Origin of the sequence: Bacillus sp. 22475, from assembly GCF_052044835.1 — a bacterium.
Taxonomy (GTDB): domain Bacteria; phylum Bacillota; class Bacilli; order Bacillales; family Bacillaceae_G; genus Bacillus_A; species Bacillus_A cereus.
In genome coordinates, this window is sequence record NZ_JBQENW010000024.1 from 25,078 (window position 1) to 45,774 (window position 20,697).

Consider the following 20,697-nt stretch of genomic DNA (forward strand, 5'->3'; position numbering starts at 1 on the left):
GTAGTCACTATATAACAAAATTTATTGATACATGAAAATTAATTGATGGTCATTACGTCTTCCGGCAAGGAATCATGTTCTAGCCAGTTTTCAATTAAAGTATTAAATAACTTGGGATTCGCTAAAGGAATTCCATGACCGATTTTAGAAATAATAACACCTGTGCATTCGGGATTACTCTCAAGGATTTCAGTCAACGAGTCTTTCATGATTCTTTTTTCGTTTTCTCCAACAGTTACCAATATATTACTATTAGCATTTTCGAAATTTTTTGGTATTGTAAACGACATGTTTTCTTCTAGTATCCTTATGAAGGCATTTTTACTTATTTGACAACTGTCATGATAATAGTGGTCGAAGTATTCTTTATCAATGTACATTGATTTGGCTTGTATTTTTGAAAACATCCTACTCTTTATAAGTGGGTAGGTTAGACCAATAGATTTTATAAATGTGCTAGCAAAAGGAATGGATTTGACTAAGGCACTATTTATCATGGCATATTGGATTAAGTTAGGTTTCATGCTAAGCATCGCAATTAACACTTGAGCGCCTAATGAAAAACCAATTACTATAACAGTTTTACCTTGTCCTTTTTCTTCAATTAGTTCTATAATTTTTTCAGCACTAAAGTTTATTGAGAAATGATCTTTACTTCTGTTTTCTCCTTGCTCCGGTAAATCAGGAACAAGGCAGTGAAAGTTAGTAAAATGTTTAATTTGTTTGTCCCACATCCAACCACTGACTCCCCCCATGAATAAACACCATAAGTGGAGAGCTTGAATCTCCAAATTCTTTATACTGTAAAACCATATAATTCCCCCTTATGATTAGAATTGTTAGTCTATTTGTATATATCAGAGAAAATATTCTTACTATTTAAATATCATCATACAATAAAAAAGAGCCTACAAACAGTAGGCTCTTTCTCATATTCACTTCACTTCAACCTGCTGCCTTACAGCAAGTGTTTTCGGCTTTATGTTTACGAAACAAATACTCACCACAATAAATAATAGTCCGATGAATAAGCTAATAGTAATAGCCTCATGTAAGAAAATTGAACTTACAATAATAGCGATTAGTGGAATGAGGAATGTATAAGCCCCAACTTTACTTGCTTCACCAGCTCCAACAAGTGTGAAGTATGCAAGCCACCCCATTGCAATAACAAAGAATGAAATAAAGAGAAGTACGCTAACAAATGGCATACTCCAAGCGATACTAGACCAGCTTTCAAACTCTGAACCAAATCCAATTAAGCAAAGGCCACCAATAATAAGCTGAAGTGTTACCATCCAAATGGCATTAACACGGTGACCAGTCTTCTTAATGAATACTGTGCCAAGCGCCCAGCCAATAGCGCATCCTAACGCGAGAAGGATTCCAATAACAGAAATATGTCCTGTTAAACTGCTTGAGCTAATAACACCTACACCAATAAATCCGAGAACAAGCCCGAAAATTTTCAAGCCGTACATTGATTCTTCAAGCCATATCCACGAGAAAATACCGAGTAAAACTGGTTGTAGAAATACAATGGCGGAAAATAACCCAGCAGGCATATATTGAAGGCCGACAGTTTGTAATCCGTAAAATATAATGATGTTAAGTAAGGAAGAAATAACGTATAAATGCCACGTTTCTTTTAAATGTAACTCTTTGTATTTCGGTAATGCGAACAGAAATAAAATGAATCCTCCAATTAAAGTTCGAACGCCTGCAAATAAAACAGGTGGTGTATAATGCAGGGCAAACTTTGATAAAGGCCAATTGATTCCCCACATGAAAACGAGAAAGGTAAGGATGATGGCCGTCTTAGTTCGAGAAAGCTGTGTCACTGAAAGACCTCCTTGTTGTTATTCATTTCACTATGATATGATATCGACTGTAATAAATAAAATGAATCTTTTTTATGAGGAGTATAAGTGATTAGTTATGACCATTACACAACTGCAAGTATTAATAAAAACTGTTGATTTAGGTAGTTTTACGAAAGCTGCCAGGGTGTTAAATATGACGCAGCCAGCTGTTAGTCATGCGATTTCAAGTATTGAGTCAGAGTTAGGAGTTACTATTCTTATACGTGATAAACGAAAAGGGCTACTCGTTACGGATGTAGGAAATAGGGTTCTTGTACATATTAGAGAGATTTTGAACGGTGTAGCGAAGATTGAACAAGAAGTTGCGATGGAGAAAGGACACGAAGTTGGGACGATTCGAATTGGTAGTTTTCCGAGCGCTTCTGCACATTTCTTACCCAAAATGATAAACCTTTTTAAGGAGAAGTATCCGAACTTAGAGGTCGTTCTTTGTGAAGGAACAATTAAAGAAGTTGAAGATTGGTTAATATCAAGGATTGTTGATATAGGAATTGTTATCTTGCCTAATAAAGAGATGGAGATTGTCCCATTAACGAAGGGAAAAATGGTTGCTATCTTAAGAGAGGATCATCCTCTTTGTAAGAAGGACTCTATTACAATTAGTGATTTAGAGAATGAACCGATTATATTATGTAAGGGTGGATACGAACCACCCATTATTGATATGTTTAAACAAGCCAACGTACCACTTCGGGCTGAATATGTAATATCGACCGTTACTACAGCTTTAAATATGATTCAGGAAGGGCTAGGTATTGCAATATTAGCTGAATTATCTTTAACGAATTTACCACAGAATGTGCAAACGAGAGAATTGGAACCGCAAGTATGGAGAGAAATTGCTTTAGCTGTTCCTTCATTAAAGGATTCTTCAATCGCTGTGCAGCTATTTATTGAAGAATTTCAAGCGCTATTTGCAGAATAAAAAGAGGTGTCTCATATATCATAATGGGACACTTTTTAATTTACTTATAAAAAATCTATGAAAAGGATTGACTTATTTTTTAGTTGTAACTATAATGATTACATCGAGGTGGTGATTACGATGAAAATTAGTAGCCGCTTTTCCATAGCTGTTCATATTTTATCTATTTTGAAAAACAATCCATCTTCACTTTGTACTTCAGACTATATGGCTGAGAGTGTTAATACAAATCCAGTAGTCATTCGTAAAATCATGTCGTACTTGAAACAAGCTGGCTTTGTTTACGTAAATCGTGGACCGGGTGGCGCGGGATTACTAAAGGATTTACATGAAATCACATTGTTAGATGTGTATCATGCAGTGAACGTAGTAGAAGAAGACAAGCTATTTCATATTCACGAGCAACCAAATCCAGATTGTCCAATTGGGGCGAACATTCAAGCGGTGTTAGAAATTATTTTAATTCAAGCACAATCCGCGATGGAAGAAGTTTTGAGAAATATTACGATGGGGCAGTTGTTTGAAACTTTGCAAGAAAAAATGAATGCTTAAATAATATTTATATTTTTTTATCATTAATGTAACTAATTTGATTACAACTATAAAGGTAAGGTGTAAAAGTTATGACTGTAAAAATGAAAGTATACTCAGATTTTATATGTCCGTTTTGTTTTTTAGCAAAAGGTCCATTAGATGAGGTAGCGAAAGAGAAAGATGTAGAGATTGAATGGATGCCATTTGAATTACGTCCAAGTCCATATTCAAAAATAGATCCATGGAATGAGCCAGAAAAATTAGGTTCATGGGATGCTTTCATTCTTCCGACTGCGAAGAAATTAGGAATCGATATGCGCTTGCCACGTGTTTCACCGCACCCATATACACATTTAGCTTTCGAAGGATGTCAATTTGCGAAAGAACGTGGACTAGGTAATGAGTATCACCACCGCGTATTCACAGCATTTTTCCAAGAGGAACAAAATATTGAAGATATTGATGTGTTAACAACATTAGCGGTAGAAGTAGGACTTCCTGAAGCAGAATTTAAAGATGCTTTAGTAACTCGTAAATATAAAGAAAAACATCAAGAAGCAATTCAGCACGCATATGATGAAGCGAATATTATGGCTGTTCCAACTGTCATGATTGGAGATGAAGTCATTCAAGGGCTTGCTAGTAAAGAAACACTAGAAAGGGTCATTGATAAAGAAATTGAAAAGGATAAAACAAATTCATTTGAAGGTATGCAATGTAATACCGATGGATATTGCTAATTCGCTTGTTATGAAATAACAAAATAAATTATAAAACAAACATTTGGAGGAATTAAAATGTCAGCAACTACAACAAACTTAAAAGAAGCAATTGTGAACCGCCGTTCAATTCGTAAAGTAGCAAAAAACGATGCAATTACGAAAGACAGAATTGAAGAAGTGTTAAAAACAGCTTTACATGCACCAACATCTTTCAATATGCAAAGTGGTCGTATGGTTGTATTAATGGATGGAGAGCATGAAAAGTTTTGGGATATCGTTAAAGAAACACTAAGAGCTCGCGTACCAGCAGAAAACTTTGAAGCGACTGTAGAAAGACTAAAAGGCTTCCATGCAGGTGTAGGAACAGTTCTATTCTTTGAAGATCAAGCAACTGTACAAAAAATGCAAGAAAATGCGCCATTATATAAAGATCAGTTCCCATTCTGGTCTCATCAAGGAAATGCGATGTTACAACATACTGTGTGGATGCTATTATCTGCTGAAGGAATTGGAGCGTCATTACAACATTACAACCCAATCGTAGATGCTGAAGTGAAAGAAACTTGGAACATTCCAGCAGAGTGGAGCTTAGTAGGTCAAATGCCATTTGGTGAACCAAACGAACAACCAGCAGAAAGAACGTTCTTGCCTACTGAAGATGTAGTGAAATTTTATTAAGAAATACAATATGTAACGAGAAGGAAGCTGTGCTTAAAAACAGCTTCCTTTTTTGTAGTGGTGTTAATTTATGCGCATTTAGGGAAGAAATATAAGAAATAATACGGTGAGAAGGGAATTAGAAAAATGAATGATGAGAAAAAATATACAGTGGTAGGTACTGATGTTGAGGAAGTAAAGCGTTTAAATAAAAATTCAGGATTAACGTATAATCAAGTGAAAGAAATGTTAGCAAAGCAAATGAAAAAAAGAAGTAATTAGATTGAAATCTTTCATTTTTTTATTTAGCATTTTGATTGGAGAGAGTTAAGTAAAAGGTAACTCTCTTTTTTGTATAGCTAAGCATCTTATAGAGTGGAGGAAGCAACATGAAGAAATGGGTAAAGGTAACGCTGTCTATCACTGGAGGCATTGTCTTATTAGCGTGTGCCGGCGGATATTACGTGTATAAAAATTATTTTCCAAAGGAACCTGAGCGTATTGTATATGATAAAGAAAGAGTGCTACAACCGATACATAATCAGCTTAAAGGAATCAATATAGAAAATGTAAAGATAAAAGAAAAAGAAGTCGTAAATGCGACTGTAGATGAGCTTCAAAAAATGATTGATGATGGAAAGTTGTCATATGAAGAATTAACGAGTATTTATCTCTTTAGAATACAAGAACATGATCAAAATGGAATAACATTAAATTCTGTTACAGAGATAAATCCTAATGCGATGGAAGAAGCAAGAAAGTTAGATCAAGAGCGGGGTAGAAACAAAAATTCGAATTTATATGGTATTCCTGTCGTTGTAAAAGATAATGTACAGACGGAAAAAGTGATGCCGACTAGTGCAGGAACTTATGTATTAAAAGATTGGATTGCAGATCAAGACGCAACAATTGTGAAGCAGTTGAAAGAAGAAGGAGCATTTGTTTTAGGAAAAGCGAATATGTCTGAGTGGGCGAACTATTTATCTTTTACAATGCCAAGCGGGTATAGCGGGAAGAAAGGACAAAATTTAAACCCGTACGGTCCGATTACATTCGATACTTCAGGATCAAGTTCAGGATCTGCTACAGTAGTTGCGGCAGATTTTGCGCCGCTTGCAATTGGAACAGAAACGACGGGATCGATTGTTGCACCAGCGGCGCAGCAATCAGTAGTTGGGTTACGTCCATCTTTAGGTATGGTAAGTAGAACAGGAATTATTCCATTAGCTGAAACTCTTGATACAGCAGGACCTATGGCAAGAACAGTAAAAGATGCAGCAACGTTATTTAATGCAATGATAGGTTATGACGAAAAAGATGTTATGACAGAAAAAATGAAAGATAAAGAAAGAATTGATTATACAAAGGATTTATCAATAGATGGATTAAAAGGGAAAAAGATAGGGCTTCTTTTTTCTGTAGACCAACAAGATGAAAATAGAAAAACAGTAGCAGAAAAAATTAGAAAAGACCTTCAAGATGCAGGTGCGATATTAGCTGATAATATCCAGTTAAGTGCTGAGGGTGTAGATAATTTGCAAACATTAGAATATGAGTTCAAGCATAATGTAAACGAATATTTTTCACAGCAAAAAAATATACCGGTAAAATCGTTAGAAGAGATTATAGCGTTTAATAAAAAGGATAGTAAAAGACGAATAAAATACGGACAAACATTAATTGAGGGGTCTGAAAAATCTGCTATAACGAAAGAAGAGTTCGAAAACGTAGTACAAACGAGTCAAGCAAATGCAAAAAAAGAGCTAGATAGGTATTTAGTAGAAAAAGGTTTGGATGCTCTAGTTATGATTAATAACGATGAAGTTCTTCTATCAGCTGTAGCTGGTTATCCGGAATTAGCGGTTCCTGCTGGATATGATAAAAATGGAGAACCAATCGGTGTAGTGTTTGTAGGGAAACAGTTTGGTGAAAGAGAGCTTTTCAATATGGGATATGCGTATGAACAGCAGTCTAAAAATAGAAAATCACCTAGTTTATAAAAAGATTATATGAAAAATAACTGGAGTCCACCGAAATATGTTGGTGGATTCCAGTTAAACGAATCTAACAATATGAAAAGAAAAAAAGGATTCTTCTCAATTAGTAAGAAAGATTGTCTATAGAAGTTCATAAAATGTAATATATTCAATTTCCATCCATTGAAGGGGGAGGTTAATTCTTAATGAATGAAGTAAAGAGTTTTTTTCGAAGTAGAGGGTTTCAACGGTTTCTCGTTTTAATAATAGTAGCGCTTGTATTATATGCATTAAAAAGTATGATCAATTTAATATTAATTACGTTTATACTGACGTTTTTAATGGATCGATTTCAACGTTTTATTTCAAGAAAATTGAAAGTAAACCGGAAAATTGTTATTGCATGTTTGTATATAATACTAGTTTCCTTTATAGGCACAACGTTATATAAATATTTACCTGTGCTGACGATACAAATTTCACAATTAATTTATCAATTTAAACTATTTTTTCAAAATCCACCTGATAATGAAATCGTTAAATATGTCCTTTCGACAATTAATGAGATGGAAGTATCAAAATATATAGAACAAGGTGTAGATGTTATATATCAATCAATAGCAAATATAGGGAAGGTAAGTTTACAAATATTATTATCTCTAATTTTAAGCTTATTTTTCTTATTAGAAAAAGAGCGTATTATTACATTTACATCTAAGTTTAAAGATAGTAAGTTAAAAATCTTTTATGAGGAAATTGCATATTTTGGTGAAAGATTTGCAAGATCGTTCGGAAAAGTAATTGAAGCTCAGTTTTTAATTGCCGTTGTAAATTGTATTCTTACTGTCATTGCATTAATTGTTTTAGGATTTCCACAGCTACTTGTATTAGCTGTTATGGTTTTCTTACTAGGGTTGATTCCTGTTGCAGGTGTGATTATTTCTTTGTTTCCACTTTGTATCATTGCTTACAACGTAGGCGGAGTTATGTACGTAGTATACATACTCGTGTTCATAACAGTAATCCACGCTCTTGAAAGTTATTTTTTAAATCCGAAGTTTATGTCTGCAAAAACAAATTTACCAATCTTTTATACATTTATGATTCTCATCTTCTCAGAGCATTTCCTCGGAATATGGGGGCTTATTATCGGGATACCAATCTTTATCTTTTTATTAGATGTACTTGATATAAATAATGAGGATGCGACTAAAAAATAAGAAATGATAGAAAATCATTAAAAGGTCATAGGGGATAATGAAAATAAAAAAGCAATCCAAAATAAATTGGATTGCTTTTTATCTTAATTAAAGAACCGGAGCCATTGTTTCTTTTAATACTTGAACAGAGTGATCGAATTTTAATTCTTCTTCTTCACTTAATTCAACCTCTAAAATTTCACGAACACCGCCGCGATTTAAAACAGCAGGCACCCCGATATAAACATCTTTTTGACCATATTGACCTTCTAAGTAAGCTGATACAGTTAATACACTATTTTCGTCGTTTAAAATTGCTTTTGTAACACGTAGAAGTGACATACCGATACCATAATAAGTTGCGCCTTTACGCTCAATAATATGGTAAGCTGCATCACGGACGTTTATGAAAATTTTGTCTAAATCTTCTTGATTATACGTGTTGTCTTTTTCAAGCAGTGTTTGTAGTTTTTGGATACCAACGGAAACATGACTCCAAACAGGAAGTTCAGTATCGCCGTGTTCTCCGATAATATAAGCGTGAATGTTGTGTGGACCAATATCGAAGTACTCACCTAACATATAGCGGAAACGAGCAGAATCAAGCGTTGTACCAGAACCGATTACACGTTCTTTCGGTAAACCAGATTCTTTCCAAGTTACGTAAGTTAAAATATCTACAGGGTTTGTTGCGATTAAGAAGATGCCATCAAATCCGCTATCCATAATACTGCGAACGATTTGTTTAAAGATTTTAGCGTTTTTCTCAACTAAATCTAAACGTGTTTCGCCTGGTTTTTGTGGTAATCCAGCTGTAATAACTACAAGGTCAGCATCTTTACAATCTTCGTAGCTGCCTTTCCATACTCTAGTTGGAGCTGGTGCGAATGGAACAGCATGACTTAAATCCATTGCCTCCCCTTCAGCTTTTGCCTCATTTACATCGACTAAAACAAATTCTTCAGCTACGGCCTGGTTAATCATGCAATAAGCATAACTACATCCAACTGCTCCTGTTCCTACTAATACAACACGGTTAATACCTTTTTTCATTTCAAAATTCCTCGCAATTTCATTGATTTTATTATGTAAGATAATACGTCTTACTTCTATAGAGTCATATCTAGTTTATTACATTTTATAAAAGATATTCAAGTATTTGAAAATGTATCCGTGCAAATCCGCGAACAAAACATAGGAATTCAGTGAACCGAATATAATTCAGTAAAATCCTTTGTAAAAGGGGAAATGGCATGGGGAACCCATTAGCAATGGAAGAAATGCTTCATATTATTCATGCAGGGCTTGTCAAAAAGAATAACCCAAAACGGATTACGATTGCAGGTGCAGGGATTTCTGGATTAGTTGCAGGTTCTTTATTAAAAGAGGCTGGGCACGAAGTAACGATTATAGAAGCAAATAACAGAATAGGTGGCAGGGTGTATACGATTCGGGAACCATTTAGTGTGGGTTTATATTTTAATGCGGGACCGATGAGAATCCCTGACACCCATAAGTTAACCTTAGCGTATATTCATAAATTTAAACTACCTTTAAACCTTTTTATAAATAAAACTTTTGCAGATATCATTTATACGAATAACATTCAAACGAGATTGAATGTGTTTGAAAATGATCCAAGTGTACTTGAATATCCGGTTTTGGATAAAGAAAGAGGAAAAACGGCAGAAGAGCTAATGATTGAGGTATTAGAACCAATACTAAATTATATTAAGAAGGATCCTGATAAAAACTGGCTTATCGTTGAAAAAAAGTATAAAACGTATTCGCTTGGTTCATTTTTAATGGAGTATTATTCAGATGGTGCAATAGATATGATTGGGGTACTTCTTGATATGGAAGCTTATATGGGAATGTCCTTAATTGAAGTATTACGTGAAATGATTTTCTTTACTTCAACAACGAAATATTATGAAATAACTGGTGGAATGGATAAGTTATCGAATGCATTCTTACCACAATTAAGAGAACATATTTTAATGCCATATAAGGTTGATAAAATCATACAAGAAGATAATAAAGTAATGTTACAAGGAAATCATGAACAAACGTTAGAGCAATTTACAATAACAAGTGATTTTGCTATTATTACAATTCCATTTTCAGCGTTAAGATTTGTAGAAGTTCAGCCATACTATTTATCCTCTTATTTTAAAAAAAGAGCAATTCGTGAATTAAATTATATTGCTGCAACTAAAATTGCAATAGAGTTTAAAAGTAGATTTTGGGAGAAAGCGGGACAGTGTGGCGGTAAATCTATTACTGATTTACCGATACGGTTTACATACTATCCGAGTTATGGCATTCATACTCCAGGACCAGCTATCGTTATAGCAAGTTATACGTGGGCAGATGAGGCATTAACATGGGATAGTCTCCCGCAAAGAGATCGTATTCGTTACGCATTAAAAAATTTAGCGGAAATATACGGTGACATCATCTATAGTGAGTTTGTCACCGGAACATCTTTTAGCTGGAGTAAAAATCCGTATTCTTGCGGTGCATTTACAGCTTTCGAACCAGGCCAAGAGCTCGAGTTATTTCCATATATTACGCCACCATCTGGAAAAGTACATTTTGCAGGAGAGCATACGACATTAACACATGGATGGATGCAAGGGGCAATTGAGTCTGGAGTTAGAGTTGCATATGAAGTGAATGAACAGTGAATCTCTTATATTTACAAATAGTCATTCTTTTAATAAAATGATAAATATAAATCGTAATTATTACGCTTTGAATACATTTGAAATAAAGAAATGGATGGTCGGTTGAATGAATAAAGTGGAGATTCATATATTAGGTGGTTTTTTAGGTAGTGGAAAATCAACATTATTACAAAATTTATTGTTAGCAGAGAAAAAGAAGAATAGAAAAGTTGCAGTATTAATGAATGAAATTGGTGAATACTCGGTAGATACAGATATTATTGGAAAAGAGAATGTTTTAAGAGAACTTCTTAAAGGCTGTATTTGTTGTACGTTAAAAGAAGAGCTTGAAATACAATTACATTCGTTATACCAACAAGAAAGACCAGATGTCATTTATATAGAAACGACAGGTGTTGCACATCCAATTGAAGTGTTAGACGCGTGTGTCTCACCAATTTTAGCTCCTTTCCTGGAAGTGAAATCAATTGTAGTCGTTTTAGATGCAGTAAGGTGGTTAAACCGAAGTATATTAAGTGCAAATGTACAACAGCTATTGCATGAGCAACTGAAATTTGGTAGTCACATTCTTGTTAATAAAGCAGATTTACTAACAGATGAAGATAAGAACACAGTACTTGAAGAAGTAAAGGCAATAAATGATCATGCGAAAATATATGAGACGAAGTATTGTAATATATCTTTAAAAGATATAGAAGAAGCAGAATTTACAAATGATGAGGAACATGAGACACTACATGTCAAACAGCATTTACATATACAAACGATGACGTATCAATTTACGAAACCGATTGATCAAGACAAATTATATGAATGGCTTTCGAATTTACCAGATAGTATTTATCGAGTGAAAGGCTTTGTGAAATTCCATGGAGATAAATACCCTCACCTATTCCAATATTCGTTTGGAGTACCAACTTTATTGGAACAAGATTTCGGTTTCCCAACAAACTTGGTAGTAATAGGAGAAGGACTAGATAAGAAACGATTGGCTGAAGGATTAGAGAAAGTAGAACTTAACTCTAATTAAGGGGAAAAGACTAACTTAAAAATAAGTTAGTCTTTTTGTATGGTCATTACTGAAATGAAACAGTATTTTCAATTGGATTGCAGAATATATATTGATTGTATGTCCGTTTCCATTACATAGGAAGGTGATTATATATTTGTGCCGAATGTAGAGGGTACTACAAGAGTTTTCCATTATATATCGAATTAGTTAGTCATGATTACGGACAGGGGATTTTGGCGTGTTTGATTCTATCAGAAAGTAAAGTATGGGGAGGATCACAATGTCGATGAAAAAACGTAAGTGGCTAAAGACAATGTTTACTGGTTGTGTTTTAGGTTCGTTATTAATAACGGCAGCTTGTTCAGGAAAGAAAACAAGTACAGAGGATGAAAAAACGATTAAGGTAGGAGTCCTTGCTTCTTTAACAGGACCGCTAGAATCGTATGGAAAACAAACAGTGAACGGATTTGAATTAGGGGTAGATTATGCAACTGGTGGAACTGGGAAAGTAGATGGGAAAAAGATTAAGTTTGTTGTAGAAGATACAGAAACGAAAGCGGATGTAGCAGTTAAAAAAGCTACGAAGTTATTAGAAGAAGAAAAAGTAGATTTTTTAGTTGGATCGTCTAGTTCAAGTGATACGTTAGCGGTTTTACCACTGGCTGAAGAATATGAAAAGATTATGGTTGTAGAACCGGCAGTTGCGGATAGTATTACCGGGAAGAACTGGAATAAATATATTTTTAGAACTGGAAGAAGTTCCTCACAAGATGCGATTGCAGGAGCAGCAGCAATTGCGAAAAAAGATGTAAAGATTGCGACATTTGCCCCAGATAACGCTTTTGGTCGTGAAGGGATTGCTGCATTTAAAGCGGGTGCGAAAAAATTAGGTGCGAACATTGTGAATGAGCAATACGCGGATACAAATTCAACAGATTTTACAGCGAATATTCAAAATATCATTAGTTCAAAACCAGATTATTTATTTATCGTTTGGGCAGGGGCAAATTCACCTTGGAAACAGTTGAAAGATATGAATGTGGAAGCGCAAGGTATTAAAATTTCTACAGGTGCGCCAGATATACCAGCATTAAAAACAATGGATGCATTAGTAGGTATGCAAGGTTTTTCTGTATATTATCACACACTTCCAAAAAATAAAGTGAATGATTGGCTAGTTGAAGAGCATAAAAAACGTTTTAATGGTGCAGTGCCAGATTTGTTTACAGCGGGAGGAATGTCAGCAGCAATTTCTATTGTAGAAGCCTTAAAGAAAACAAAAGGTGATACAGATATAGATACCTTGATTAAGAAAATGGAAGGAATGGAATTTGATACACCGAAAGGAAAGATGAAGTTTAGAGAGAAGGACCACCAAGCGATGCAGACACTGTATTCTATCACATTGAAAAAGCAAGACGGTGTTGATTATCCGGTGCCAGTGTTAGAGCGAGAATTAACGATGAAAGAAACAGAACCACCAGTTCAAAATAAGTAGACTGAATTTTCTGTTGTTTTTGTATAAAGAGGGGGGACCCTCTTTATACATATTTCTTTCATACTCACGGCTTTAAAGGGAGGGATTTCGTGACACATTTGCTAGAGACGAAAAATCTTAGCGTATCTTTTGGTGAACATCATGTTATTAAAGATGTAAATTTAACTGTCCAAAAAGGAAAGCTCATTTCTATTATCGGGCCAAATGGTGCGGGGAAGACAACATTATTTAATTTACTAAGTGGCCAGATTTCACCCACAACAGGTGAAGTGTATTTTAAAGGGCAAGATATTACAAAACTATCGATTTCAGATCGAACACGCTTAGGAATCGGTCGCTCTTTTCAGCTTACAAACATATTCCCAGAATTAACGGTACTTGAAAATGTCCGTTTAAGTGTTCAATCATTCGTACAAGATTACTATAGTTTTTTCCCGAGTCCAGCAAAATTAAAGCAACAAGTTGGAGAGGCGAGACGTTTCTTAAAAACAGTATTACTTCACGAGAAAGAGAACGTATTAGCGAAAGATTTGGCACATGGAGAGAAAAGAAAGCTAGAACTTGCGATGTTATTAGCTTTAAAAACGGATGTGTTATTACTTGATGAGCCGACGGCAGGTATTTCGGTTGAGGAAGTCCCTGCTATATTACAAGTGATTGAAAATATTAAGAAACATCCAGAGAGCACAATTGTACTTATCGAACACAAAATGGATATGATACTAGGTTTGTCAGATCATCTTATCGTTTTATTTCATGGAGAGTTATTGGCTGAAGGATTGCCAGAAGAAATTATGAAAGATGAGCGTGTACAAAGTGCTTATTTAGGGGGATTATATAGTGGCACTATTACAAGTGAATAATATAGAAACGTATTTAGATCAGTTTCATATTTTGCAAGGAGTATCTCTTACTGTTGAGAAAGGGACGATTACTGTACTGTTTGGTAGAAACGGGGCAGGGAAAACAACGACATTACGTTCAGTGATGGGGTTTCACCGCATTGCAGATGGTGAAATTTATTATGATAGTGCAAAAGTAAGTGGATTACCTACACATTTAATTTCAAGGAAAGGAATAGGATATGTACCAGAAAATCAAGGTATTTTTCATGATTTGACAGTAGAAGAAACATTCGCTCTTGCTAGGGGGAAAGGTGAAGAAGTAGAAGGGAAAATAGAGTGGATGCTAGAACTATTTCCGGATTTAAAGCAGTTTTGGAATAAGAAAAGTGGGCTCTTGAGCGGAGGGCAAAAGCAAATGTTGGCTATTTCAAGAGCGTTTATTAATAGTGATGGATTATTACTTATTGATGAACCGAGCAAAGGGCTATCCCCGATAATGGTGGAGAAATTAATGCTAGCTATTTTGAAGATGAAAGAGAAAACAACAGTTTTACTTGTTGAGCAAAATTTTATGATGGCTAGTCAAATTGGCGATTATTTTTACATTATGGATAACGGACGAATTGTTCATAACGGTTTTATGAATGAATTAAAAAAGGATAAGGAAATGTGTCATAAATATTTAGGAATCTCTTAACATGAATCCGAGGTGAAAAGGATGGATGTGTTAATCAATTTATTTGTAAATGGGATTTCAACAGGGATGCTCATTTTTTTGTTAGCCTCAGGTCTTTCACTTATTTTCGGTCTAATGAGCGTTTTAAACTTTGCACACGGTGGTTTATTTGCGTGGGGAGCATTTACAGGTGTTTGGTTATTTAATATGACAGGAAGTTATATATTAGCTTTAGTTGGAGCAGTAGCTATGGGAATGTTCCTAGGATTTATTTTAGAAAGGTTTCTTATTAGACCAGTATATGGAAATCATGTTCGACAGCTGCTCGTTACGCTTGGGGGAATGCTCGTTCTTAGTGAGTGTATTAAAATATTTTGGGGGCCGAACCCTATTAGTGCAAAATTACCGTTATGGTTACAAGGAAGTTTTACATCCGGAGGTATTATATTAATTAAATATCGTCTATTTGTTATTTTGATTGGGGTAATTATTTACATTGCACTACTATTATTACTCAAAAAGACGAAGATAGGTCTTATGATCCGTGCAGGTGTAATGGATAAAGAAATGGTTCAAGCGCTTGGTATTAATGTAAAAGCGATGTTTTCTTTCGTCTTTTTATTAGGAGCAGGGATGGCAGCTTTGGGAGGTTTCTTATTAGCACCGTATTCGGGCGTTATTTTCGCCGAGATGGGCATGCAGTATGCAATTTTAGCTTTTATAGTAGTAATTATCGGAGGATTAGGAAGCGTACAAGGTTCAGCTATTGCTTCTTTAATTGTCGGATTAGCTGGTGCTTTTACAGCGTATTTTATACCAGATTTATCACTTGCAATTAATATGTTAATGTTACTATTTTTCTTAATAGTGAAGCCAACTGGACTTGTTGGTGAAAAGGGGTGAAATGGTGAACAACACATCGGACCGAATTAAAGTATACTTCGGAGTATGTATGCTCATTTGTTTAAGTGTATTTCCGTTCGTAAATGATTCACGGAGCCTGTTAATTTTGTTCACTCAAATCTTCATCTTTGCTATTTTTGCAATGAGTTTTGATGTATTGCTTGGGTATACAGGAATTGTATCGTTCGGTCATTGTATGTTCTTTGGGATAGGAGCATATGGGGTAGCGCTTTTATTTGATCGGCAAGGCGTATCAATAACGAACTTTTTAATTGGAATAGTAGCTGCAATTATCGTTTCAGCAATCGTTAGCTATATAATAGGTTTGCTTTCTTTACGGTTGAAAAGTCATTTTTATGCAATGTTAACACTTGCTATTTCACAGTTGTTTTTCGTACTTGCTGAAAAATGGCGTGGGCTTACTCATGGTGGAGATGGTTTTACATTTGGTGTACCAGACGTATTCCGTGATCGTTTTACGTTTTATTATGTAACACTTATATGTTTACTTATCATTTTTGTTCTCTTACGTCTTTTCACCAAATCTTCTATTGGAAAAGTATTAAAGGCAATTTCACAAAATGAGCAACGTGTTGAAGCACTAGGATATAAAGTGCTTCATTATAAAATTATTGCTAGCATTGTTGCAGGAGTAGTAGCTGCGATTAGCGGTGGTTTATTTGTTATCACATTGCGTTTTGTTAATACGACTGTATTTTCAATTGAAATGACATTAAATGCATTATTGATGACGATGATTGGTGGGGTTGGAACGTTAATTGGAGCAATTGCAGGAGCTGGAATTATTGAATCCCTAAAATATTATTTATCAGAACTAGCTACAGAGTATCCGATCTTTGAACGATGGACGATTATTCTTGGTTTATTGTACATTATCGTATTGCTAGTTTTCCCGAAAGGATTAGTTGGCACGGCTAAGGGATTGAAGAATATGAAACGGAATAAGAAGGAGAAAAGTGCAGAAGTGGAGCAAAATGTGTGAAAAATCAATTGTATAGAATATGAAAATCCCTCTTTTAGATTCATAAAGGAGGGATTTTTTATTAACCAAATAGTTCATCAGGGATTTGTTTGAAAGAGTTTTGATTTGTAAAAAAATGAACAGCTAATTTCTCAACTGGAACATCTTCAATTGGTACCAATTTATCATTTTTAATCGGCAAAAAGGCTATCCCTTTTCCGTCATGAATAAACTCTTCCATAAGCGAATAAGAATCTAATTGTTGAAGTTGACGCTGAGATAAATTATTTTCTTTTAGAAATTGTATCGTCTTATTTCTAAAAGGGCACTTTTTGTCATTACTAACGAAGAAGAGTTCCTTTGAATAGTCAACGATACATTTTTCTTGCTCTTTTAGTAATCCTATAGAAATTGAAGTAGTAAATACTTTTTTAAAACCTGCACCAGAACCATCCTCATAAGTGATGACCATATCAACTTTTTGTTGCTGCAGTAATTTTTGCAAATGACTACTATTTTCAACATATACTTGATAATTTCTGAAATTTGCTTTAATACGCTTACTTAAATAATTTGTCAAAATAGATTGTGAGGTCGCTATTATATAAGAAGAACCACTCGTTTTAATTTCATCTTTTACTTCTTCTAATAGAGTTAATATTTTATTCGTGTAATCTAATAAAATGTCACCAGCAGGTAACAAGGAAACACCTTTGTTATCTCTATGTAGTAAAGGCGTTTCTAATTCTTGTTCTAATTTTTTGATTCGCTCAGTTACGTTCGGTTGAACATATCCTAACTCTTTAGCAGCTTTACTAATAGAACCCTCACTGGCCACAGTTTTGAATATAATAAGATCATTTATTTCCATGTATCCCAGCCCCTTATGCATTATCATTATAAATGATACCAAACATAATTTATACCTATTTTACGTTAGCCGCTTATCGATTTATCATAATGTATATAAGATTGAAAGCGAGTGATAAACATGATTGGAATGCAATATAAGGTCATTCTTCCAAAGGATTATGACATGGAAATTATTAAGAAAAGGGTAAAGGATAATGGCTATAAAACTGATGGTTTCCAAGAACTAAATTTTAAAGCTTATTTAATTACGGAAACGGAGAAAGACGGGAATTTTTATAACTGCTATGCACCTTTATATATTTGGAATGGTCATGAAGGGATGAATAAATTTATCTTTGAAGGGTATTACGATAATATTTTACAATCTTTTGGATGGCAACAAATAAATATAGGTGTTCCATTAGTTGTTAATCTAAGTGATGGATTTAAGAAAAGTAGATATGTTGTTGAATATGCAGGAAGTATTTCTCAAAGTAAAACGCTGATTGGGACTCAATTAAACACGATGAATGAAAATGTACAAAACAATGAAAAGTGTTTAGGGAATATAATCGTTTATAATCCGGATAAATGGGGATATAGTAGGTTTGAGTTTTATGAAGAGAAGCCTGATATTATAGTAAATAAAGGTGTTACAGTATATGAGATTTTATATATTTCACGATGAAATTTTGTTGTATATTAAAAATAAGAAAAGGAATGAAAGTCTATGCCTTTTGTGAAGATTTATTATCCTGAAAACATATTAAATGAAGAAGAGTTGGAAAAAATGGGTGAATGTATCCATCTTTCATTAATTGAACATTTTAACATCCCTGAAAATGATTATTTTCAAATGTTCTTACCTTACCAACAAAACAAATTTTTATATAATCCATATTATTTGTTGGAAAGAGGAGAAAAGAGAACAGAGAATATGATTTATGTTTCTATTACATGTGGACCGGGAAGAACGGTGCAACAGAAAAAAGATTTGTATCAATCGGTATCCTTAAAAATCACGGAATATTCCGACGTTAAAACTTCGGATATTTTTATTACACTAAATGAGACAGCTGCTGAAAACTGGTCATTTGGTCAAGGAATAGCACAAATGGTGAAAATAAAGGGAGAAAAAAATGAAAAATGAACTTATTGAAGTACATATTAAAAAGAAAATGAGAGAAATGTCACCTGCATTTGCTCATTATAGTGAAAAGATATTATTTGAGGAAGTGTGGCGGGATGCCACTTTAACATTAAGAGAAAGAAGTTTGTGTACTGTGTCAGCACTAATCAGTCTCGGTAATACAGAACAATTACAATTTCATCTGAAGCTAGCTAAACAAAATGGGGTTATGGAGAATGAATTGGTTGCATTAATAACACATATGGCTTTTTACGTTGGTTGGCCAAAAGCTATGGCAGCTTTAAATATAGTAATGAATGAAATGAAAAGTTAAGAATAATGATAAGTAAGAATTCATGTTTATATGAATTCTTACTTATCATTATTTATGCAATACTCTATCGCTATATTTATTACATTTTATCTTGCTTTTTTATCACTTGCGTAGTAAAGTGATAGTAAGATGAACGCTAGGAAGTGATGAAACATGCGTGATAATACGATAGGATCATTAATATGGTTACGTTTAATACGATTTACGAACCAAAGTAATCAAATGTCAAATGAGTTTTTAAAACGTTTTGATTTAACGACAGCTCAATTTGATGTGCTTTTGCAAATACGTACGTATCAACCACTAACACAAATGGAGTTAGCTGAAAAGGTAACTGTTACACAAGGTGGCATTTCTCGAATGTTAACTCGTCTTGAAAAAGAAGGATATATTGTACGAAAACAAGATTGGAAAACGAAAACAATTAGTCTTACAGAGCAAGGAGAAGCAGCTTTAGAGAGAGCATTGCCAGAGCAACTTGCATTTCAATCTTCGTTTTTTGATGATGTATTAAATGAAGAAGAGCAGAAAATATTATACGAGCTGATGACGAAAGTTCATAAGCATAGCGAAAAAAAAGAATTACCGCAAGAGTAATTTTTTTTACATCATCAATTGACTAATCAAGTGATGAGATAGGTAATACGGAGATATACTTGACTTACCAACGTTTTTAGAAGAAAAACTAATACTACATTATTAAAGGGGAGAGTAACTATGGAAAAATACCGTATAGATACAAGAAAAGGAATTGAGTTTGGGTTATATTCAATTGGCGATCATGTTTTAAATCCACATAATGGAGAGAAAATTACGCCAGAAAAAAGAATTCACGAACTAATTGAAACAGCTAAGTTAGCAGATGAGGCAGGGCTTGATGTGTTTGCTGTAGGCGAAAGTCATCAAACGCATTTTACAACACAAGCTCATACAGTTATTTTAGGTGCGGTCGCGCAAGCTACGAAAAATATAAAAATTGCAAGTTCCGCAACGATATTAAGTACATCTGACCCAGTTCGAGTATATGAGGATTTCGCTACCATTGACTTGATTTCTAATGGTCGTGCTGAAATCGTAGCTGGTCGTGGATCTCGTATTGGAGGATATAGTTTACTTGGTTATGACGTGAATGATTATGAAGAATTATTTAAAGAGAAGATGGATCTTTTATTAAAAATTAATAAAGAGGAACATGTAACATGGAATGGGCAGTTCAGAGCACCACTTGAGCATGCTTCAGTTATCCCTAGAGCTAAAAATAATAACCTGCCAATTTGGCGTGCGGTTGGTGGACCGCCAGCTAGTGCAATTAAAGCAGGACGTACAGGTGTGCCAATGATGATAACAACACTTGGTGGTCCAGCAATTAACTTTAAAGTGTCAGTAGATGCTTACCGCGAGGCTGCTCAGCAAAGTGGATTTGATCCAGCTAGTTTACCAGTTGCGACAACGAGTTTATTTTATACGGCAAAAAATTCACAAGATGCACTTAGTGAATATTACCCTCACATTAATGCTGGTATGCTTACACTGCGCGGTGGTGGGTATCCGAAACAGCAATTTACAAATGCAATAGATTACCGTGATGCTTTAATGATTGGTAGCCCACAACAAATCATTGAGAAAATGCTTTACCAATATGAATTGTTTGGCCAACAACGATTTATGGCACAAATTGATTTTGGCGGTGTACCATTTGATAAAATTGAGAAAAATATTGAATTAATTGCTACTGAAATTTTACCAGCCGTTAGAAAACATACAGCAAAATAAATAAAAAAACTGAGAGTCTAATTGACTCTCAGTTTTTTTTATTTGTTATGGAAAAATGACAAATAAATGAACTTTTAGTCGAGGGAGAGGGAAGTTATTTTCTATTT

22 protein-coding genes and 1 pseudogene are annotated in these 20,697 nt (G+C 34.3%); 19 read left to right on the forward strand and 4 right to left on the reverse strand.

From position 1 onward, the window contains the following. Positions 1-38: 38 nt before the first annotated feature. Positions 39-813, reverse strand: a pseudogene (locus ACTJJY_RS25160) (alpha/beta fold hydrolase). Between the two features lie 122 nt (positions 814-935). Further along, positions 936-1,841: a DMT family transporter gene (locus ACTJJY_RS25165; protein WP_440606864.1), complete on the reverse strand. Its 906-nt coding sequence runs from the start codon at positions 1,839-1,841 to the stop codon at positions 936-938. A gap of 97 nt (positions 1,842-1,938) precedes the next feature. On the opposite strand from ACTJJY_RS25165, the gene ACTJJY_RS25170 reads away from it, so the two are divergent. The 7 genes from ACTJJY_RS25170 to ACTJJY_RS25200 all read left to right on the forward strand — a co-directional run bounded on the left by ACTJJY_RS25170 (position 1,939) and on the right by ACTJJY_RS25200 (position 7,917). Then, positions 1,939-2,808, forward strand: a complete 870-nt coding sequence (locus tag ACTJJY_RS25170; RefSeq protein WP_440606865.1) for a LysR family transcriptional regulator — start codon at positions 1,939-1,941, stop codon at positions 2,806-2,808. Positions 2,809-2,928: 120 nt separating this feature from the next. Continuing rightward, positions 2,929-3,360: an Rrf2 family transcriptional regulator gene (locus tag ACTJJY_RS25175; RefSeq protein ID WP_000704073.1), complete on the forward strand. Its 432-nt coding sequence runs from the start codon at positions 2,929-2,931 to the stop codon at positions 3,358-3,360. A gap of 71 nt (positions 3,361-3,431) precedes the next feature. Continuing rightward, complete coding sequence (locus ACTJJY_RS25180) at positions 3,432-4,082, forward strand: DsbA family oxidoreductase (RefSeq protein ID WP_016082031.1); 651 nt, start codon at positions 3,432-3,434, stop codon at positions 4,080-4,082. Between the two features lie 57 nt (positions 4,083-4,139). Then, positions 4,140-4,742 carry a nitroreductase family protein gene (locus tag ACTJJY_RS25185; protein WP_047385946.1) on the forward strand — a complete coding sequence of 201 codons (603 nt, stop codon included), beginning with the start codon at positions 4,140-4,142 and terminating at the stop codon, positions 4,740-4,742. A 126-nt stretch (positions 4,743-4,868) separates the two neighbouring features. Next, positions 4,869-5,003, forward strand: coding sequence for a hypothetical protein (locus tag ACTJJY_RS25190; RefSeq protein ID WP_440606866.1), 135 nt, complete (start codon positions 4,869-4,871; stop codon positions 5,001-5,003). 107 nt (positions 5,004-5,110) lie between these two features. Next, positions 5,111-6,721, forward strand: coding sequence for an amidase family protein (locus ACTJJY_RS25195; RefSeq protein ID WP_440606867.1), 1,611 nt, complete (start codon positions 5,111-5,113; stop codon positions 6,719-6,721). Positions 6,722-6,903: 182 nt separating this feature from the next. Next, positions 6,904-7,917 (forward strand): AI-2E family transporter, encoded by a 1,014-nt coding sequence (locus tag ACTJJY_RS25200; protein ID WP_440606868.1) that lies wholly within the window; start codon positions 6,904-6,906, stop codon positions 7,915-7,917. An 87-nt stretch (positions 7,918-8,004) separates the two neighbouring features. Here ACTJJY_RS25200 and ACTJJY_RS25205 read toward each other — a convergent pair whose 3' ends face one another. Further along, a complete protein-coding gene (locus ACTJJY_RS25205; protein ID WP_000715322.1) occupies positions 8,005-8,949 on the reverse strand; it encodes an L-lactate dehydrogenase in 945 nt (314 codons plus the stop codon). A gap of 200 nt (positions 8,950-9,149) precedes the next feature. On the opposite strand from ACTJJY_RS25205, the gene ACTJJY_RS25210 reads away from it, so the two are divergent. The 7 genes from ACTJJY_RS25210 to ACTJJY_RS25240 all read left to right on the forward strand — a co-directional run bounded on the left by ACTJJY_RS25210 (position 9,150) and on the right by ACTJJY_RS25240 (position 16,523). Continuing rightward, the gene (locus tag ACTJJY_RS25210; RefSeq protein WP_440606869.1) at positions 9,150-10,586 is read left to right on the forward strand and encodes a flavin monoamine oxidase family protein; all 1,437 of its coding nucleotides are present in this window, start codon (positions 9,150-9,152) and stop codon (positions 10,584-10,586) included. A gap of 106 nt (positions 10,587-10,692) precedes the next feature. Next, positions 10,693-11,616, forward strand: coding sequence for a CobW family GTP-binding protein (locus tag ACTJJY_RS25215; protein WP_440606870.1), 924 nt, complete (start codon positions 10,693-10,695; stop codon positions 11,614-11,616). Positions 11,617-11,878: 262 nt separating this feature from the next. After that, positions 11,879-13,096, forward strand: a complete 1,218-nt coding sequence (locus ACTJJY_RS25220; protein WP_440606871.1) for a substrate-binding domain-containing protein — start codon at positions 11,879-11,881, stop codon at positions 13,094-13,096. A gap of 89 nt (positions 13,097-13,185) precedes the next feature. Continuing rightward, positions 13,186-13,959, forward strand: coding sequence for an ABC transporter ATP-binding protein (locus tag ACTJJY_RS25225; RefSeq protein WP_000149324.1), 774 nt, complete (start codon positions 13,186-13,188; stop codon positions 13,957-13,959). Beyond that, positions 13,937-14,638 (forward strand): branched-chain amino acid ABC transporter ATP-binding protein, encoded by a 702-nt coding sequence (locus ACTJJY_RS25230; protein WP_440606872.1) that lies wholly within the window; start codon positions 13,937-13,939, stop codon positions 14,636-14,638. The genes ACTJJY_RS25225 and ACTJJY_RS25230 overlap by 23 nt, the downstream gene beginning before the upstream one ends. A gap of 21 nt (positions 14,639-14,659) precedes the next feature. Further along, positions 14,660-15,520, forward strand: coding sequence for a branched-chain amino acid ABC transporter permease (locus ACTJJY_RS25235; protein ID WP_440606873.1), 861 nt, complete (start codon positions 14,660-14,662; stop codon positions 15,518-15,520). A 49-nt stretch (positions 15,521-15,569) separates the two neighbouring features. Continuing rightward, positions 15,570-16,523, forward strand: a complete 954-nt coding sequence (locus ACTJJY_RS25240; protein ID WP_440606890.1) for a branched-chain amino acid ABC transporter permease — start codon at positions 15,570-15,572, stop codon at positions 16,521-16,523. Positions 16,524-16,584: 61 nt separating this feature from the next. Here the strand turns inward: ACTJJY_RS25240 and ACTJJY_RS25245 are convergent, their stop codons facing one another. After that, on the reverse strand, positions 16,585-17,373 hold the full coding sequence (locus ACTJJY_RS25245; RefSeq protein WP_440606874.1) for a LysR family transcriptional regulator: 789 nt from the start codon (positions 17,371-17,373) through the stop codon (positions 16,585-16,587). 120 nt (positions 17,374-17,493) lie between these two features. Here ACTJJY_RS25245 and ACTJJY_RS25250 point away from each other — a divergent pair, with 120 nt between their 5' ends. The 5 genes from ACTJJY_RS25250 to ACTJJY_RS25270 all read left to right on the forward strand — a co-directional run bounded on the left by ACTJJY_RS25250 (position 17,494) and on the right by ACTJJY_RS25270 (position 20,590). After that, positions 17,494-18,042 (forward strand): DUF4865 family protein, encoded by a 549-nt coding sequence (locus tag ACTJJY_RS25250; RefSeq protein ID WP_440606875.1) that lies wholly within the window; start codon positions 17,494-17,496, stop codon positions 18,040-18,042. Between the two features lie 42 nt (positions 18,043-18,084). Further along, positions 18,085-18,504: a tautomerase family protein gene (locus ACTJJY_RS25255; RefSeq protein ID WP_227900849.1), complete on the forward strand. Its 420-nt coding sequence runs from the start codon at positions 18,085-18,087 to the stop codon at positions 18,502-18,504. Further along, a complete protein-coding gene (locus tag ACTJJY_RS25260; RefSeq protein ID WP_000787201.1) occupies positions 18,494-18,817 on the forward strand; it encodes a carboxymuconolactone decarboxylase family protein in 324 nt (107 codons plus the stop codon). The genes ACTJJY_RS25255 and ACTJJY_RS25260 overlap by 11 nt, the downstream gene beginning before the upstream one ends. Before the next feature lie 153 nt (positions 18,818-18,970). Then, positions 18,971-19,414: a MarR family winged helix-turn-helix transcriptional regulator gene (locus tag ACTJJY_RS25265; protein ID WP_001205523.1), complete on the forward strand. Its 444-nt coding sequence runs from the start codon at positions 18,971-18,973 to the stop codon at positions 19,412-19,414. A gap of 120 nt (positions 19,415-19,534) precedes the next feature. Further along, positions 19,535-20,590: an LLM class flavin-dependent oxidoreductase gene (locus ACTJJY_RS25270; RefSeq protein ID WP_440606876.1), complete on the forward strand. Its 1,056-nt coding sequence runs from the start codon at positions 19,535-19,537 to the stop codon at positions 20,588-20,590. The last annotated feature ends 107 nt before the right edge of the window (positions 20,591-20,697 follow it).